The organism is Gillisella vitis (assembly GCF_001541345.2).
Taxonomy (GTDB): domain Bacteria; phylum Pseudomonadota; class Alphaproteobacteria; order Rhizobiales; family Rhizobiaceae; genus Allorhizobium; species Allorhizobium vitis.
In genome coordinates this window covers 631111-649549 of record NZ_LMVL02000001.1, presented here as the reverse complement: position 1 = coordinate 649549, position 18439 = coordinate 631111, and the positions used below count along the sequence as shown (strand labels likewise).

Annotated in this window: 14 protein-coding genes; all 14 read right to left on the bottom strand. The window is 58.8% G+C overall.

Translation table 11 applies throughout. The features are described 5' to 3' along the window. Nucleotides 1–154 precede the first annotated feature (154 nt). Entirely contained in the window at nt 155–1372 is a 1218-nt protein-coding gene (locus tag ASB66_RS02800) for an ABC transporter substrate-binding protein (RefSeq protein WP_234612877.1), read from the bottom strand. Nucleotides 1373–1913: 541 nt separating this feature from the next. Continuing rightward, nucleotides 1914–3557, bottom strand: coding sequence for a bifunctional 3-(3-hydroxy-phenyl)propionate/3-hydroxycinnamic acid hydroxylase (locus ASB66_RS02795; protein ID WP_060717314.1), 1644 nt, complete (start codon nt 3555–3557; stop codon nt 1914–1916). A gap of 175 nt (nt 3558–3732) precedes the next feature. Continuing rightward, a complete protein-coding gene (locus ASB66_RS02790) occupies nt 3733–4584 on the bottom strand; it encodes a fumarylacetoacetate hydrolase family protein (protein ID WP_060717313.1) in 852 nt (283 codons plus the stop codon). A gap of 48 nt (nt 4585–4632) precedes the next feature. Then, nucleotides 4633–5589 carry a VOC family protein gene (locus ASB66_RS02785; RefSeq protein ID WP_234612894.1) on the bottom strand — a complete coding sequence of 319 codons (957 nt, stop codon included), beginning with the start codon at nt 5587–5589 and terminating at the stop codon, nt 4633–4635. A 183-nt stretch (nt 5590–5772) separates the two neighbouring features. Beyond that, nucleotides 5773–6912, bottom strand: a complete 1140-nt coding sequence (gene lldD, locus ASB66_RS02780; protein ID WP_060717311.1) for an FMN-dependent L-lactate dehydrogenase LldD — start codon at nt 6910–6912, stop codon at nt 5773–5775. Continuing rightward, a complete protein-coding gene (locus ASB66_RS02775; RefSeq protein ID WP_060717310.1) occupies nt 6909–7676 on the bottom strand; it encodes an FCD domain-containing protein in 768 nt (255 codons plus the stop codon). The genes lldD and ASB66_RS02775 overlap by 4 nt, the downstream gene beginning before the upstream one ends. Before the next feature lie 226 nt (nt 7677–7902). Then, nucleotides 7903–8550 (bottom strand): 3-oxoacid CoA-transferase subunit B, encoded by a 648-nt coding sequence (locus ASB66_RS02770; RefSeq protein ID WP_012653803.1) that lies wholly within the window; start codon nt 8548–8550, stop codon nt 7903–7905. Continuing rightward, the gene (locus ASB66_RS02765; RefSeq protein ID WP_060717309.1) at nt 8550–9257 is read right to left on the bottom strand and encodes a CoA transferase subunit A; all 708 of its coding nucleotides are present in this window, start codon (nt 9255–9257) and stop codon (nt 8550–8552) included. Before ASB66_RS02765 ends, ASB66_RS02770 begins: the two co-directional genes overlap by 1 nt. Nucleotides 9258–9417: 160 nt before the next feature. Then, nucleotides 9418–10932 (bottom strand): aldehyde dehydrogenase family protein, encoded by a 1515-nt coding sequence (locus ASB66_RS02760; RefSeq protein ID WP_060717308.1) that lies wholly within the window; start codon nt 10930–10932, stop codon nt 9418–9420. A gap of 1 nt (nt 10933) precedes the next feature. Beyond that, complete coding sequence (locus ASB66_RS02755) at nt 10934–11419, bottom strand: (2Fe-2S)-binding protein (protein ID WP_060717307.1); 486 nt, start codon at nt 11417–11419, stop codon at nt 10934–10936. Beyond that, the gene (locus ASB66_RS02750) at nt 11416–14556 is read right to left on the bottom strand and encodes a molybdopterin cofactor-binding domain-containing protein (RefSeq protein WP_114386203.1); all 3141 of its coding nucleotides are present in this window, start codon (nt 14554–14556) and stop codon (nt 11416–11418) included. The genes ASB66_RS02755 and ASB66_RS02750 overlap by 4 nt, the downstream gene beginning before the upstream one ends. After that, entirely contained in the window at nt 14556–15422 is an 867-nt protein-coding gene (locus ASB66_RS02745) for a hypothetical protein (RefSeq protein WP_060717305.1), read from the bottom strand. The genes ASB66_RS02750 and ASB66_RS02745 overlap by 1 nt, the downstream gene beginning before the upstream one ends. After that, complete coding sequence (locus ASB66_RS02740) at nt 15422–16813, bottom strand: amidohydrolase family protein (protein ID WP_060717577.1); 1392 nt, start codon at nt 16811–16813, stop codon at nt 15422–15424. The genes ASB66_RS02745 and ASB66_RS02740 overlap by 1 nt, the downstream gene beginning before the upstream one ends. A gap of 45 nt (nt 16814–16858) precedes the next feature. Then, a complete protein-coding gene (locus ASB66_RS02735) occupies nt 16859–18439 on the bottom strand; it encodes a GMC family oxidoreductase (RefSeq protein ID WP_234612897.1) in 1581 nt (526 codons plus the stop codon).

The window sequence follows — 18439 nt, the reverse complement described above, 5'->3', positions numbered from 1 at the left end:
TCATCCGGCAATATTGCGGGATGACTCCGATGAGTCCGTCAGGTCAGATCGAACCAGACAGACTCTCGCTTCCATTGTTTTCGTTTGTCGTTTCAGGAAAACGAGTTCCACTTCCCCAGACAAACGCTAGCCGCACGTTCTGAGCGACCGGAGATCAGAGAGGATGCTCAACCTTCCAAGGGTCTTTGACGGCAGGAATGGTTTCGAGTTCCACATTGGCAAGCTCGCCGTTCTTCTCGCGCACCTCACGGATGTAGATATTCTGCACAATGTCGCGCGTCTCGGGGTCGATCGAAATTGGCCCACGCGGGCTCTGCTCCGCCTTGAAGGTTTTCATCGCGGCCATGGCACCCGCCGCATCCACCGCACCCTTGGTAGCGGCAATGGCTGAGCAGATCAGATGCATGCCATCATAGGCGCCGACGGCCATATAATTGGGCCGGACGGGCAGGAACGTATAGGCCTTCTTCCAGGCCTCGACAAAAGCGGTGTTGGCCGGGCGATCACCCGCCATACTATATTGGCCAGCGGTGATGACGCCCAGCGCAGCATTGCCGATATTCGGCAATTCCTCGTCGCTTGTCAGGTCTCCCGGACCAATCAACTGGATGCCCGCGCCGCGCAGATCGGCTTCCTGATAGGCCCGCATGAACGCGGAGGCCTGCACACCGCCGGGATGGAATGCAAAGACCACATCCGGCTTCTCCTGCTTGGCTGCGAGCAGAAAGGGGACGAAATTTGTGCTTTGGATCGGCATTTTCACAGAAGCGACAATGGCTCCACCCTTGGACGTGAAGCCTTTCGTGAACGCTTCCTCTGCATCGTGGCCAGGTGCAAAATCCGTGGTCAGCAGGTAGGCTCGCTTGAAACCGCGCGAGGCCGCCGCCCATTCACCCAACGGCTGGTTCACCTGCCAATGGGTAAAGGCCGTGCGCGCATACCAGGGAGCAAGCTGCGTGGTATTGGCGCCCGCCGCATTGAACAAGACGCAGGGCATCTTGGCCTTCATCAACAATGGAGCGACAGCATTGGCATTGGGCGTCCACTGGAAGCCGCCAAGATATTGCACCTTGTCACGCGTCACCAGTTCCTGCACCAGCCGTTTGGCCACATCCGGATTGGCACCGCCGTCGTCGCGGATGACGAGCTCGACCGGAATATCTCCCAGCACGGCCTTGCCCTCGGTCTCCAGATAGAGTTTCGCCGCATTGGCCATGATTTGCCCGCTCGATGCGAACGGACCGGACATGGTCAAGACCAGCCCGATCTTGATCGGCTGGGTGGCGGCTCGTCCCTGCCCGGCCCAACCGGCCAATGGCGCAGCAGCAAGCAACCCAAGGGCACCTCGGCGTGTAAACTTCAGTTCGGTCATCATAGCGCTCCTCCACCAATGATCGTCAATTGTGCCTCCCCCCTTTGACTACCCCTCGAAAAGGGACAGCGCAAAAAGCACGACGCTGCCGACAAATCCGTAAAACAGACCCGATCGAAGGCAAAATTGTTCAGTGAACTGATGATGCTGGATCGCTGGCCATGCGCCGATAACGGCACGGCATGTCTTGCAGATTTGGGCCTAGTCTTTACGTGTCGCCACGGACCTCTTCTTGCCTATCTGACGACATTCCCCGATGTCTCAGCTTCTCCGCAACGACAAGAACGATTATTATCAATTCCTGCATTTTATCAAGTTTATTATCATAAAATCGAATAGAATTTTGTATTTAAAATTTCAATTATCATTTTATGATATTTTATAACTAAATGCGGAAATATGAAGAGCAACTTTCTTACTGACTGAATTGGCGGACATCTGAGACAAAGCACCATGCCCTAACCATCGCCCCCTCAACAAAAGGGCCTTAGACAATAGGCATGATGCAGCAGTATCTTACCGTTTGGCTTTCCAATAAACTCTAGGATGCCGCAGCTAAAGGGTTCTTCACCTCTGCACGGGTCACCGGGCGTGGACCAAGCATCCCCAGCTTTTCCACCAGATCGAGGGCTTCAGAGACAGGCGTGGCGGCCGCGATATATCGGTCACGGCGCAGCAAGAGCACATGACCAAGATAGGATTTCATCGGGCCGGAGCTGAACAGCCGCCCGACATCCCGGTGAACCGGGAAAGTGCCGTCAATGGGGTTCATCCATTCCGGGGTCAAGCCGACCACGGTTGCACCCGCCGCCTCCAGAGCCCTAATGACATCAACGGACAAAGCACGGTCAGGGAATTCATCAAAGACCAGAGCAACAGGTCCATCCGGCAAGACGCGGTCAAGCAATACGCGGTGCCGGTGGCTGTCTTCCACCACGGGCTGCGGCACCAGCCGTCCCACCATGGTCTCCTTCTCCGGCCTGGAGTCGGGCCATAGAAGTCCCTGGCGAAAGCGTGGCTTTGGCTTGTAGCGCATTTGGGCGAAATAATCACGGACGGGCGGATAGAGCCCAAGGATACGAAAAGCTGCCCTCGTCAAAAGGGCCTTGATGCCATTTTCCGGCATCATCACCTGCCCCATGCGCAGCGCCAGTGCGATCATTTCCCAGGCATGTGGCCGCCGCTCAATCTCGTAGCTATCCAGGAAATCGGACGGCATATCGCCACGCAATGCTTCCGCCAGTTTCCAGGCCAGATTATGCGCATCGCGCAGGCCGCTATTCATTCCCTGCCCGGCAAAAGGCGGCGTCAAATGCGCGGCATCACCGGCGAGAAAGATATTGCCGTCCCGCCAGCGATCGGCCAGACGGGCATGGAATGTATAGACCCGAACGCGGCGAAATTCACAATCCCGGTCAGGTCCAACACGCTCCAGAAGGCCACGGACAAAGGCCTCCTCGGTCGCCGCCTTCTCGTCCTCATTGGTATGCAGCATGAATTCGTAGCGACGGATATTGTCCGGACCGGGCAGCGATATGCACGGGCGAGCAGGATCGCAATGGACCTGCGTATGACGAAAACGATTTTCCGTCCGCACCAGATCGACAATCAGCCAACGCTCCACAAAGGTGGAACCGACAAGATGGACGCCAAGCTTTCCACGTGTTGGGGAACGTCCTCCGTCACTGGCAACCATATAGCGCGCCCGGATGGCGCGGTTTCCTTTCGCCGCATGGGCGATTTCCACGCTGACGGAATCTGCACTCTGGGAAAAGGTTTGCATATCCCAGCCGAAAAACTGGATCACATTGGGATAACGGGCAAGCCCTTCGCGCAAAAGCGCTTCCAATTCCGGCTGCTGAAATGCATTGCGCTTGTCGAAACCATAATCGCGCGACGTCGGCTCCACGGTCACAAACAGCTTGCCAGCCGGCGAGAGATAGCGTGAGCCATAGCCGCGCATCACGATTTTCTCTACCGCGTCCTCCAACCCGATAGCCTGCATGGTTCGCATCGATTCATCGTCGATGGACACGGCACGCGGCTCCTGAACCGTGGTCAGGTTGCGCTCGACAAGCGCCACCGACACACCCATGCCGCCCAGAAGATTAGCCAGGGTCAGTCCGGTTGGACCCGCCCCGACAATGACGACCTCGACTTCGGTCTCAAGTTCCTCGGCGTTCATCAGGCCCTCCTCTCCACGCTGAATGTTACAGCGCCCGCATCGTGTTCCGTGTCTTAAATTTCGCTGCAACACCCTATAAATACAGTATTTTACCCCTGGGCTCGAATGAACCCAGGGAACCATGCTGTAGATGGGTGGCGCAGTCCTCCCGCCCCGCGCCCCAGGGCTGCGCTGCTCAGGGTTCCGTGCCGACAGCGTTGACCAACAGGCCAACACCGGGGATATCCACTTCGAAAACATCCCCTGCCTTCATGAAAACAGGCGGCTCCCGGCGATCTCCAACACCACCTGGCGTACCCGTCAGGATCACGTCGCCAGGCTGCAACGGCGTGAAGTGCGAGCAATAGGAAATCAGCGTGGCAATGGGGAAGATCAGATCGGCCAGAGTTGCATCCTGCATCACCTGACCATTGAGACGGCCGGTGATTTTCAGCTTCGTGTAATCGCCAACTTCATCCGGGGTTACGAGCTGCGGGCCAAATGCCCCGGTTGCCGGGAAATTCTTGCCCGGCGTGAACTGGAACGTATGCCGCTGCCAATCACGGATGGTCGCATCGTTATAGCAGGTATAGCCTGCCACGTGATCGAGGGCATTTTCCTCGGCGATATAGCGTCCGCCGCGGCCGATGACGACAGCAAGCTCGGCTTCATAATCCAGATGATCCGACACGCGAGGCTTCAGGATTGCCTGACGATGGGCAATCTGAGTGTCAGCGAAACGGGTGAAGATCGTCGGATATTTGGCGTCGGGCCGCTTGGTTTCCGCACGGTGGGTTTCATAGTTCAACCCGACGCAGAGGATTTTGCCAGCATCCGGCACAACCGGCAGAAGCGCAATATCAGCCTCAGTGAACTCAGCCCGCCGCCCGGAGATATAATCCTGAGCGCTCTCGAGCAGACCGGCTTCGATAGCCTGTTTCAGCGTCACGACATCGGAGGCAAGCCTGCCGGTGAGATCAACGATACCGTTGTCGACACGAACGCCGAAACCGGCCCGGCCAAGCCGGGTGTAACTTAAAAATTGCATGTCACTAATTCCTAGAATTGGTCTTGGAAGTGAGATCAGACGACAAGATCAGGAGCGAAGAATCGCCTCGCCCCATTTGTTGAGCGTGCGCGGATGCTGCGGCCAATCCATCGTGTCGCGATCGTAGATAACTTCCAGTTCAGCCGAGATCTCAATCCAATTGCCATCCGGATCCGTGATGAAAATGAAGAGATTGTTGCCAGGACCATGGCGACCGGGGCCCCAGCTCAGCTGGATATCGAGGGTTGCCAGATGATCGCACCAATCACGGATGTAGTTCCATTCCCCGGCCTCGTAGGAATGGTGATCAACACCAACGCGGCCAGGCGTATAGAAGCAGGCGATAGTGTGATGTTCGTGATTGGAGGTCGTGAAGGCGGTAGCGAGCCTTCCATCTTCATGCAACACGCGGTCAGTCAGCTGGAAACCTAGCTTGCCGACGTAAAAGTCAACAAATGCAGCCACATCCTCGGATGCATAGGTGAGATGCTGCGTTGGCCCCTGGATACCCTTGGCACCCGGCTTGTCGGGCTTGGCAATACCGAAGCACACCATACGACCGTCAGGATCGCGAATCGCGAATGCACCATCTTCAAAATAGGGCGAGGGGCTAGCCAGCACCGCAATGCCTTCAGCATCGACCCGGGCCCGCAGAAGCGCAAGTCCTTCGGCGTTGCGGCAAGCAAGTCCGGAATAAGCCAGCGTCTTGTCGGCTCCAGCAACAGCGATGAAGCGGCGCTTTGGCCCTTCGCAAATCCACGCGTCTCCAACCTTCTCGAGCTTCATGTCCATGGCATCGGCATAGAACTGCGCCAGACGCTCAGGATTGGAGCTTTCGAATGCAACGTGATGCAGGTACGCACCTGCTTGAACGGCTGTGAATGCCATTTGATCCTCCCTGATGATGTTTTTACAAATTATCGTTTTTTGATAATTATTCAATATCAAAAATCGAGATAACAAAAAAATTTGATAAATATATGCGACACGGTCGCGCCGAGCCATTCCAATCGGAATTGACGGAACGCAACCATCCACAGCTACAGGAAGACATCAAAGGGAACCTGCGGTCGGCAGAGAAGCGATGTCTGCCATCTAGATTCGAGCCGACCTGCGTCAAAACCCATGTGAGCTTTCCGCCTAACCGGCTCCACTTTCCTGGAAATGCTCTAGGCAAACTCCGGGTTTTCAGAGGCCGCGCACCAAGCTATCGGCTGAGATTTCGGCGATGGAACGCGCGCCGGTCAGCGTCATGGCAACCCGCATTTCCTTGGCGAAAAGATCGAGCAGATTTTCCACACCCGCCTGTCCGGCGGCGGCCAATGCATAGACGAAAGCGCGTCCGATCAACACGCCATCGGCTCCCTGCGCGATCATCCGCACGACATCCAGACCTGAGCGAATGCCGGAATCGGCAAGGATCGTCAGGTCACCTTTGACCGCAGCGGCAATAGTCGGCAAGGCGCGGGCGGAAGACAGAACGCCGTCCAGCTGGCGCCCGCCGTGGTTGGAGACGATTATGCCATCAGCCCCGAAGCGAACAGCATCTTTAGCATCCTCCGGGTCGAGAATGCCCTTGATAATCATCGGTCCCTTCCAGAAATCCCGGATCCATTCCAGATCCTTCCAGCCAATCGAGGGATCGAAGTTTTCGCCGAGCCAGCCGACATAGTCAGCCAGATTGGTTTTCTGCTGGCGATAGGCCGAGACATTGCCAAGATCATGCGGCTTTCCCAACAGGCCGACATCGATAGCCCATGTCGGGTGCATCACGGCCTGGACAATACGGCGGACAGAGGCATTCGGGCCGGACATGCCGGAATGGGCATCACGATAGCGAGCGCCGGGTACGGGCATATCAACCGTGAACACCAGATTGCGAATACCTGCCGCCCAGGCCCGCTCCAGCGCATTTTTCATGAAGCCGCGATCCCGCAGCACGTAGAGCTGGAACCAGATGGGGCGGCTGATGGCCGCCTGCACCTCCTCGATCGGGCAGACGGACACTGTTGAAAGCGTCAGCGGAATGCCTTTGTTTTCCGCTGCGCGCGCGGCCTGCACTTCGCCGCGCCTTGCATACATGCCTGTCAATCCCACGGGCGCGAGAATGACCGGCATAGCCAGCTCTTCATCGAAAAGCGTCGTGGAAATATCAACCGTACCCACGCTTTTCAGCACCCGCTGACGCAGAGCCAGATCGGTAAGGTCAGCGATATTGCGGCGCATCGTGTGCTCGCTATAGGCGCCACCATCGATGTAGTGAAATAGAAAGGGCGGTAGACGGCGGCGGGCCGCCTCGCGGTAATCGGTCGAGGACGAAATGATCATGATAAATTTTCCCCTTGAAATTCCGGTCTGAGCAAAGCCTCTGAGGCTCGCAGCTCCCGTGCGCGGTTGTCCTCGATGACACGAAGGTTTTCCTCCACGAAGGCGAGGTGATCTGCCGCTGCCTTGCGGGCCTCATCCGGCTGCCCGGCCAGGATAGCGTCCAGAATCAGGCCATGCTGGCGCTCTAACGCTGGCGCAAGATCCGGCTGGCGATAGAACTGCATCAGGCTTTGCGCGATGCTGTGCTGTAAAAGCTCTGACAGCCCGGCGACAATCTGGCGCAGAATGACATTATGCGAGGCCTCGGCAATCGCCATGTGAAAAGCCGCATCGGCCCGCGCCTGGCTCTGCGGATTGCCGCCTTCCGCAGCGCTCATCGCTGCAAAGGCCACTTTCATCCGCTCTTTATCCAGATCAGTGGCCCGCAAGGCCGCGTAATAGGCAGCATCCGTGTCGAGCGATTTTCGAATTTCCATCACATCGCGCCAATATCCCGCCTCGCCCTGAACCATCGGCAAAAGCGGCTTCAGCGCCCGTTCCAGCGCCCGTTCCAGCGATTGGGTCGCATCCTGACTGGCAACGAAAGTACCGCCACCTCGACGGCTGACGACGATCCCACGGCTGATCAACTGCTGGATTGCCTCCCGAAGCCGCGACCGTGAGACGTCAAGCTCCGCCGCCAGGCTGCGCTCCGGCGGCAGACGACCTCCCGGGCTGAGCTTGCGCTCAACAATCATGGCTTCGATGCGCTCGGTCAGCGACATTGGTAAGACCTTTTTCTATCTTATTGGTCGTACCAAATTTCTATAAATTAGGCAATATTCGGAATAATGCTTCGATATCACAATTTCATCATCGCTTTTTCGAAAATTGGTAGGACCAAATTTACGAATTGCAATTGTCAGAGTTACCAACCCCCAATAAAAAAGCCCCTACAGCGTCGTCATTTGACGCTGTAGGGGCTTAGGCATGACTGGCTTCAAACCTGGGTTAAAGGCCTTCGGCGATCTCGAAAGCAGCCGTGGTCTTGGCCTGGACATCGGCCACGGTGACCTCAGGCGCCAGTTCAACAAGTCGGAAGGTGCCGGCGCGATCAGACCGTACGAATACGCAGAGATCGGTAATGATCATGTCCACCACATTCAGCCCGGTCAGCGGCAGCGTGCATTCGGGAATGAACTTGGATTCGCCTGCCTTGGAGCAATGCTCCATGACCACGATGACCTTTTTGACACCGGCCACGAGATCCATCGCGCCGCCCATGCCCTTGACCATCTTGCCGGGGACCATCCAATTGGCAATATCGCCATTGGCCGAGACTTCCATCGCGCCCAGCACGGTGAGGTCGATGTGGCCGCCACGGATCATCGCGAAACTGTCGGCAGACGAAAAATAGCTGGATGACGGCAGCTCGCTGATCGTCTGCTTGCCGGCATTGATGAGGTCGGCATCCTCTTCACCCTCAAAGGGGAACGGCCCGATACCCAGCATGCCGTTTTCGGATTGCAGCGTCACTTCAACCCCAGGTGGAATGTGATTGGCCACAAGCGTCGGAATGCCGATGCCAAGATTGACATAGAAACCGTCCTTGAGCTCTTTTGCGGCGCGGGCCGCCATCTCATCTCTGCTCCAGGACATCAGGCTGCTCCTCTTACTGTAACGGTACGGAATTCGATCTTCTTGTCATAAGGCGAACCGTCGATCATCCGCCGGACATAAATGCCGGGAAGATGGATGGCATCAGGGTCGAGACTTCCGACCGGCACGATTTCCTCGACTTCCGCCACGCAGATCTTACCGGATGTTGCCGCAGGCGCATTGAAATTGCGGGCCGTCTTGCGGAACATCAGATTGCCGACCTCATCGGCGCGCCATCCCTTGATAATCGACAGATCGGCCCGGATGCCGCGCTCCAGCAGATAGACTTCACCATCGAAAACGTGCGTTTCCTTGCCCTCGGCCACCTGGGTGCCGACGCCGGTTCGTGTATAGAAACCGGGAATACCGGCACCGCCAGCCCTCATGCGCTCGGCCAGCGTTCCCTGCGGGCAGAATTCGACCTCCAGTTCGCCGCTCAGAAATTGCCGCTCGAATTCCTTGTTTTCCCCCACATAGGAGGAAATCATCTTTTTCACCTGGCGGGTGCGCAGAAGTTTTCCAAGCCCATGCCCATCGACGCCAGCATTGTTGGAAGCAATCGTCAAATCCTTGACCCCGGATGCGACAATCGCATCAATCAGGCGTTCGGGAATGCCGCAAAGCCCGAAACCACCGGCGCAAATCGTCATGCCATCGAACAACAATCCGTCCAAGGCCGCACTTGCGTCACCATATATTTTCTTCATCTATATCTCCCGCCTGAATAATCAGTCCTGAAACCTGTTTGAGCTGGCGCCTCCAAAGTAACTTTAAACTGCATCGCAATCCGTCCGGCAAGCGCAAAGGGGCGCCCGGAGCAAAGAAACCGTGATCAACATCAATCTTAAATTAGAAAAACTCTCGGCGTTAAATCAGCGCGCAGACGGTTTTGGTTTCCAGGTAGTTTTCCAGGCCCGGCGCGCCGTTCTCATAGCCCCAGCCGGATTGGCGGTGACCACCCTTCGGCAGTTCGGGGGAGAAATAGGAATGGCAATTGATCCAGATCGTCCCGGCCCTGACCTGCGCCGCCAATCGGTGAGCCTGGGAAAGATCCCGGGTCCAGACGCTGCCCGCCAATCCGTAAGGACTGTCATTGGCATAGAGCAGTGCCTCATCCACCGCATCGAAGGGCGTCACCGCCACGACGGGACCGAAGATCTCCTCGCGCATCAACCGCATGTCAGGCCGCACGCCCGTTACCACGGTCGGCGCATAAAATGTGCCTGTTTCGCCTGACTGGCTGCCACCCGCCACAATTTCAGCGCCCTCTGCCCTCCCCTCCGCCACATAGGTCGCCACACGGTCGGCCTGACGGCGATTAACCAGTGGTCCTAGATCGACAGCAGGGTCCAGCCCGTGACCGAGGCGCAAGCTGCAAGCGGCCTTTGACAGCCCTTCCACCACCTGCTCGCAAACCGATCGATGGGCATAGACACGCGATGCCGCCACGCAGACCTGACCGGAATTGCTAAAGATGCCGCGCGCAATGCCCTCGACGGTCAGAGCCATGTCGGCATCCGGCATGACGATAGCCGGTGATTTGCCACCCAGTTCCAGCGTCAATTTCTTAAGATTACCGGCAGCAGCGGCAACAATCAGCTTGCCAACCTCGGTTGATCCGGTGAAAGCCACCTTGTCGACATCCGGATGGGCGCACAGCGCCACTCCTACCGTTTCGCCAAAGCCGGTGACAATATTGACAACGCCGTCAGGCAGACCCGCCTCCAGCATCAACTCGCCCAGCCGCAATGCCGTCAGCGAGGTTTCTTCCGCCGGTTTCAGCACCACGGTGCAACCGGCGGCCAGCGCTGGCGCAAGCTTCATGGCCGCCATCAGCAGGGGCGAATTCCAGGGGGTGATCGCAGCCACCACGCCCACAGGCTCACGGGTGGTATAGGCAAAGATCTGCTTGCCCTGCGGCTGATAACCGATAGAGGTCGGAATGGTGGTGCCGAGGATCTTGGTGCAGAAACCGGCAAAGTAACGGAACTGTTCGGCGCTGGCCGGAATTTCAGCAAAACGGCTGGTCTTGAAGCTTTTGCCCTGATCAAGCGTTTCGAGTTCCGCCAGTTCCTCCGCATGGGCGTCGATCAACTCGGCGATTTTCCACAGCAGCCTGCCGCGCTGGGAGGGCGTCAATCCTTTCCATGCCTGAGAGGTGAGAGCGGCACGGGCGCTGGCCACGGCCTCGTCCACATCGGCAACCGTTCCTTCGGCAAGTTCGGCCAAGACCTCACCCGTAGCGGGGTCGGCTGTCTCGAACCATTGCCGGGAACCGGCGTCGCGCCAGAACCCGCCGATCAGGATCTGCTTATGGCGGCGGGCCAGAAAGCCTTTGGCACCCTCGTTTTTGGGGCCGATATTTTCGAGTGCCAGGGTCATGTCAGTCTCCGGAAATGGCGTGTGCGGCGCGAATGCGGCAAGCGGCGTTCAACGCCCCTCTGATGATCGAATGATAGCCGGTGCAGCGGCAGAGATTGCCCTCCAGACCAGCACGAATGTCCTTTTCCCCGGCCTGCGGGTTGTCCGTAAACAAGGCCACCAGCGCCAGCGAAAAACCGGGAGCACAATAGCCACATTGGAAGGCGTTTTCCTCCGCCAGCCCTTCACGCACCGCCTCTCCCAGTGGATGGGAGGCCAGCCCTTCCGCCGTCAGGATGTCGGCACCGTCGATCTGCCAGGCCATCAGCAGGCAGGCATTGGCAAGCCTGCCATCCAACAGCACGCTACAGGCTCCGCAGCGGCCAATGGCGCAGGCAAGCTTGGTGGCGGTCAGATGCAGCCTGTCGCGCAGGATTTCGGTAAGCCGCGTCTCCGGCTGGCACTCCACAGTGACCCGCTGGCCATTCAGTGTGAAGCCCAGGTTCATGCCGGCACCGAAAGATGTGCGAGAAGCGTTTCCGGCACGACAGGCATGACTGGCGGCCAATAGCCGGTGGCCGCCGCAATGGCATTGGCGATTGCTGGCGTGACCGCACCGATCCCGAGTTCACCAACGCCCCGTGGACCAAGCGTGTCGCCGGGATCGAGATCATCAAGCGCAAAGACGTGCATGCCAAGCGGGGCATCCTGAATGCCGGGCAGCATATAATTGTCGAAATTGCCGGTCAGATAGGCGGCCTCCTGCATCGGGCAATCCTCCGTCAACGTGAAACCCAGCCCTTGCACCGCACCGCCCTCCAATTGTCCGAGATAGGCGGCAAGATCGATGATCGGCCCGGCGGCAGAATGCTGGTGGAGATCAAGCACCCGCACCTCACCCGTCACCCGGCTGACCGCAACACGGGCCAGCGAGGCGCCGAAAGCAAAGACAAAGCGGGCATTGGCATCCGTATAATTGGTCTTCGGAAAATCAAACGTCACCGTGACGCTTGGCAAATCCGTCTCCGGCAAGGCGGCGGCGAGATCCGCATAGGACAGCAAAATTGTGCCGCTATGGTTGCCGGGCTCCGCAAATCCGCCGGGCACTAGGACGAGCTGTTCAGGGTCGCAGCCAAGCAGACCTGCTGCCGCAAGACACATCTGTCTGCGAAATTCAGGAGCGGCCAGCCGCACCGAGGCCCAAACGACATGGCTGCCACGCGAGGCGGTGGTGGAGCCGGAATCCGGTGCCAGCAATGTATCGCCAATCAGCGGAAGCACATCTTGGCGCGCGCACCCCAGTTCGGCGGAAATGGCCGCGCAGATTGCCGGTAAAAGCCCCTGGCCCATTTCGTCCAGCCCGAATGCGCCTTCGATCAGGCCATACTTCGTCAATGCAAGCCGGCCTGCTGCCGGGTCGGGAATGACCGATCCGAGACCATTGCCCTGATAATTCAGCGCCATGCCCGTGCCGATCATCCACTCCTGATCGGCACCTATCCCCTGCGGCTTGCGCCAAAGCACGGAGGCCTTGGCGGCTGCCAGCATTTCCTCCAGGCGTTCGCTGGTCGATACGACCTGCCCTAAATAGCCGGGAGAGCCCGGCTGCCGCAGATTGCGCCTGCGGATCTCCAAAGGCGAGAGCCCGCACAGTGCTGCCAGCCTATCCATCTGGCACTCGACGGCAAATGTCATCTGGTTGGCGCCAAATCCGCGAAAAGCGCCACAAAGTCCATTATTGGTATAGGCGAGACGGCCCCGCGTGGTGATATTGCCCACCAGATAAGGGCCGATGGCATGTTCCAGCGCCGTTTCCAGAACACTCGGGCCAAGAGACGCATAAGCCCCCGCGTCCGCCACCAGATCGACCTGCTGGGCCAGCAGAACACCTTGCGCATCGCAGGCGGTTTTCATGCGGATCTTCATCGGATGGCGCTTTTGACCGGCAAGCATTGATTCCGCCCGCGACAAATGCAGCCTGACAGGCCGCTTTGCCTTCAGCGCCAGAAGCGCCAGCGCTGGCTGAACAGAAAGCTCATCCTTGCCGCCAAAGGCACCGCCGGTCGGCGACGTCACCACCCGGATATCGTCTTCGTCCAAGCCAAGGATACGCGACAATTGCAGCCGGTCACGCCCACCATGCTGGCCGCCAGCGCACATGTTCAGTCGCCCATCCAACCCAACAAAGGCATAGCCACCCTCGGTCTCCATGAAGCCGTGCATCTGGCGGGGCGTGACATAGACTTCTTCGACGATATGGGCGGCCTTGGCGAAGGCTTGGACAATATCGCCACGGGTAAAGAGAATTTCCCGCTGGAGATTGCCGCTTGCCTGCACCTGTTCCGCCTGCGGCTCCAACGCCGCTTCCATATCATCCACCACAGGCAGCGGCGCGTAGCGGACTTCGATCAGCGCCAGCGCCTTTTCCGCCGTCTCTTCATCGACGGCCGCCACCGCTGCGACCGGATCGCCACGATGGCGCACCTTATCGAAGCAGAGCGCCGGTTGGTCCTGCACCACGATGCCGAAAGCATTCCGCCCCGGCACGTCGCGATGCCTGACGACAGCGACAACGCCCGGCAAGGCTTCTGCCGCCACTGTGTCGATGGACAGGATCCGCGCATGGGCGACCCCGGCGCGCAGGATGCGGCCGACCAGCATGCCCTCCTCCCGGTGATCGGTTAGATAAGCCATTCCCCCCCGGATCTTCGGCGGCATATCCGGGCGGACATACCAGCGGTCTGGCATCCGCATGCGCTCAAGCGCCATCTCGCCTTCCGGTGGACGGGCAAATTCGATAGGCACAGCGGCAGGACAGGCCGGGATGCGTCCGGGCAGAAAGCCGCCGAGTGCGAAGGTCATTGCATTTGCCGCCGCATGGCGACGATATGGAGCGGAGCGAAATGCGTCGCCCGGCACGTGCATTGTCTCAATCAAGCAGGGATGAACCTGCGACCAATCGATCCTATCCTCACCAGCCGCCAGCGCTTCGGCCTCACGCAGGCGAGCGGGCGGCACAATGCCGCCGCCCACGGCAAACCGTACCGCATCCGCACCGCTCCGACCCACTATGAGGCGGCCTGCGACATTGATAATACTGGGGCTGAAAGCCGCTCTCAAACCGATCTTGCGGAATGTGAACCGCTCTTGCTGTTCCTGGGGCGCGATTAGAATAGCCGTCAGGATCGCGGCAGGCTGCGGTGCGTCGGCCAGCCAGTTTTCCAGAGATACGCTGAAGCCTTGAGGATAGCCCGCAAATTCCAGACCAGCGTCCAGCGCCAGCAATGCGGGCAGAAGGCAACCGGCTCGCCCGGCTATATTGCCGCCAAGCGTGGCGAGAGTGCGCACGGCGGGGCTTGCCACCTTTGTGACGGCGGCATGCAGCAGGGGCAAAGCCATAGCAACATCACCCGATGCCAGAAGATCGGCAAGCGTCGTCATCGCGCCGATGCGGACATGCCCCCCGACCTGCGTAATGCTCGACAGCTCTGGAGAAAGCCTGCTGAGACTGATCATCCGCTCCGGTTTCGTCAGCCCCTTCGCCCATTCCAGTTGCAACGCTGTTGCTCCGGCGACGATGCGCGCGCCCGGCTGCTGCGCCTCAACGATTGCCAGGTCTAGCGTCTTCGGAGCCAGCACCTCCATCAGGCAGCTCCTGCTGTCGTGCCAAAACGGAGGCCTTTTTCCTTCAGCCAGCGGCGATAGGCAATGGAGGAGGAATCGGCCCTTGTCGGGATTTCAGCACGTGGCTCAAGCGGCAACAGCAAGGGGCGCTGGTTTTCGACAATGATCCGATCCTGAAGGAAAATCACCTGCTCGAAATTAAGCAGAGCCGTATGCGGCGAGACGGTATCGACCAGATACATCACCGGCTGTGCGCGGCAGAGCCCGTCTTCCATCGGCTGGATGAACAGGGCAATCGCATCGAGCCGGTCCGGCGATGTTGGGCAGACCCGGTAGAGCATCACCACGAAGGGCGATGGCACCCGGTAGGTCAGGTGAACGAAATCGCCATCGCTTTCGGTGGCGGCAATACGCGGTTGGAAGAAGGTGCAATTGGTCGCCCAAACCTCATCCACATCGCGGCGGATTTCCGACAGATAGCGCGGCACTTCGGTATGCGGCTCAGACCCGAGAATATCGGTATGCACGAAGGGAAAATGCGCCATATCGAGGAAATTCTCAACAACCCGCAGGCCCGACGCCCGCATTGTCACCCAGCCGCACAGCACGAACCGGCGATCCGTCTCTTCTGCTTCGGCGATATCGACAATGTCCTTTCCCGGTGTGCCAAGTGTGGTAAACAGGCAGCCGTATTTCACCTGGAATGGCAAGGCTGGTCCATAGCAGTCGCCCGCGCCCACCTCGCGCACCAGCGGCGCACCATTCGCGTCCAGCCGATATTCAATCTGCTGGCCAAGAAGCGTTGTTTGCACCGGCTGGGGCGTGACATCCCCGGCAGTGGCGATCGCATACCAATCGTCAAGCGCGACCTGGTCGGTCGTCTTCATCAGGCTGCTCCCGTTTCACTGATCCATTGCTTGGTGCCGCCGCCATTTTCGGCAAGCCAGGCGGCGCGGCGGGTAAAATGCGAAGGCGCCATGCCATGGATATCGGCAATGATCGCCTTGACGTCACCGGTCTTCAGCACGCCATCTTCCACGATCACCTGACCATCCACCATGGTCATGGCGACATCGCCGCCGCGCACCGCATGGACGAGATTGTGTTGCACATTGAAATAGGGACCGTCGGCAAACAGCGGCGTCATACGCGGCGTATCGGTGCGCACGGCAATGATATCAGCACGTTTCCCCACTTCGATAGAGCCGATTTCATCCTCAAGACCGATGGCCTTGGCACCGAGAATGGTCGCCATGCGCAGACATTGCCAGCTATCCATAGCCGCGGCATCGCGGTGGCGCAGTTTGCCGAGCAGGGATGCGGTCTTCATCTCCTCGAACATGTCGAAATTGTTGTTTTCCTTTTCGCCATCCGTACCAAGGCTGACCGGAATGCCAGCCGCCAGCATATCGGCAATCGGTGCGATGCCGGAGGCAAGCTTCATGTTCGACACCGGATTATGGGCGACCGAGACATTGTATCTGGCAATCAACTCGATTTCCGCCTCATCCAGCCAAACGGCATGGGCCAACATGGTGCGTGGAGCCTCGAAGAAGCCGAGATCTTCCAGAACATGCATGGGCCGCTTGCCATAGGTGTCGAGAAAACCGCCAACCTCGACTTCCGCTTCCGAACAATGGGTATGAAAGCCGGTGTTATACTGTTTGGCCATGGCGATGGCCCGCTGCTGGCCAGCCGCATCAGCATAAAACAGATGTTCCAGCCCGACCCAGACATTGATGCGGCCCCCCGCCTTGCGGTGCCAGGTCTCAATCATCGCCTCGTTGTTGTCGAGCGTTTCGAAATAGTTATAATCGGGATGTTCCCCGACATAGGGTACGGCAACCAAGCGCGTGCCGATGGACTGTGCGGCCCGCGCACTGCCATCCATATAGCGCCACATATCGACAACAGTCGTGGTGCCGGACAGTGCCGATTCGGCATAGCACAGAAAGGACGCAGCCTCAGCTTCATGCGGCAGAAGCACGCGGTGCATCGGATTGATATGGATGGTCAGCCAGTCCCAGACCGGCAGATGTTCCGCCGTGCCGCGCAGGAAGCCGGAATGCGCATGGGCGTTGATCAGCCCCGGCATCAGCAGGGCATTGTCTATCCTCTTGACCGCCAGAGCCGGATGGCTGGCCTTCACCACCTCCAGCGAACCGACCGCCAGAATACGACCGTCCTCAATGGCAACGGCACCATCAGAGATGACGCTGTTTTTCACATCCATGGTCAACAGTGTGTCGGCGGTGACGATCATTGCGCTCGAAGTCATGTTCATCTCCAGGGTCTTCCTTCTGCCCTTCAGGGCAAGCAAATTTCACGCCGCCTGCGTCAAGAAGGCGGCGGCGCGCTCACCAATCATCGTCACCGGCGCATGGGTGTTGCAGGTCGGAATGATGGGAATGATCGAGGCATCGGCAATCATCAGCCCGGCAAGGCCATGCACCCGCAACCGGCTATCCACCACCGCCATCTCGTCACGGCCCATCTTGGCCGTGCCGACAGGATGAAAGAAAGTGGAACAGCCGTTACGGATGAAATCCCGAAGGCCGTCCCCCGACAGTTTTGTGTCCGGCGCGACAAAGCCATCAAACAGCCCGGCAAAAGCCGGTGTCTGCGCCAGCGCCATCACCGTCTCAATAGCCAGAAGCGTCGCCTCCAGATCAGCGGGGTCTGCAAAATAATTCGGCTGGATCTCCAGCGGGCCGAAAGGATCGGCAGAGAGCAAGCACAGATATCCGATGCTTTTCGAGCCCATCAAGCCTGCCCCCATCGAAAACACCGGTCCGGGCATGTCGTAGAGGGCGCGCAGCGCAGGCGTAGCGCTATTGCCCTGCACGGGAAAGGCATGCACATCCGGCTGGCCGAGATGGGCCGACGATTTCCAATTCATCATCGTGCCGCCGCCATTGTCGAGCATATCGCCCATCGGCATTTTCGACCGACAGACCACCGCCTGCACCAGCGGGTGATCCTGAAGATTGCGCCCGACGCCGGGAAGGGCGTGTTTGAGCGGAATGCCAAGCCGTTTCAATTCTTCGGGATCGCCAATGCCCGACAACATCAACAGGCGCGGCGTATCGAAAGCGCCCGCCGCCAGCACTACCTGGCTTTGGGCAAGCGTCTCAACACTCTTGCCGTCCACCAGATGGCGAATACCCGTGCAACGACCTTTTTCAAGTATCAAGCCGATGACCTGCGAGCCGGTCAGCACAGTCAGGCGCGGATGATCGAGGATCGGATAGAGATAACCCTCAGCCGAACTCCAGCGCTTGCCATCGACAATATTGAAATTCGAGGGGCAGGCGCCCTCATTGCTTGGTCCGTTCGGATCGTCGATCACGGGAATGCCGAGATCGGCAGCGCCCTCCATCATCGCTCGGGCCACCGGATGGAGTGACTTGCTGGTCGTGATCTTCAGGGGACCACCAGCACCACGCCAGCGGCTTTCGCCCCCTTCCCAATCCTCGGCCTTTTTGAAGAATGGCAGCACATCCTCGAAGGACCAGCCCTCGCAGCCAGCGGCCTGCCAGGCGTTATAATCATTGGGATGGCCGCGATACCACATCATCGCATTGATCGCCGAGGAGCCGCCCAGCACTTTGCCGCGCGGAATGCCAATCGTATGGCCATTGACGCGAGAGGTGGGCGCATAATCATAGCCCCAATCCCAGCGTCCGCGCCCCAGTGGCACCCATTGGCGGGGATCGTCAATCTCGGTCACGCCGATCCCCGGTTCGCCTGCCTCGACCAGCAACACGGTCGCATCCGTGCCATCGATCAGGCGACGCACCACCGGCAAGCCACCGGAGCCAGCGCCGACGACGATATAGTCATAGGCGTTTTGCAGCGAGCGTTGTGGCAAGAGGGGCCGTGCTTCAGTCATCGTATTGGACAT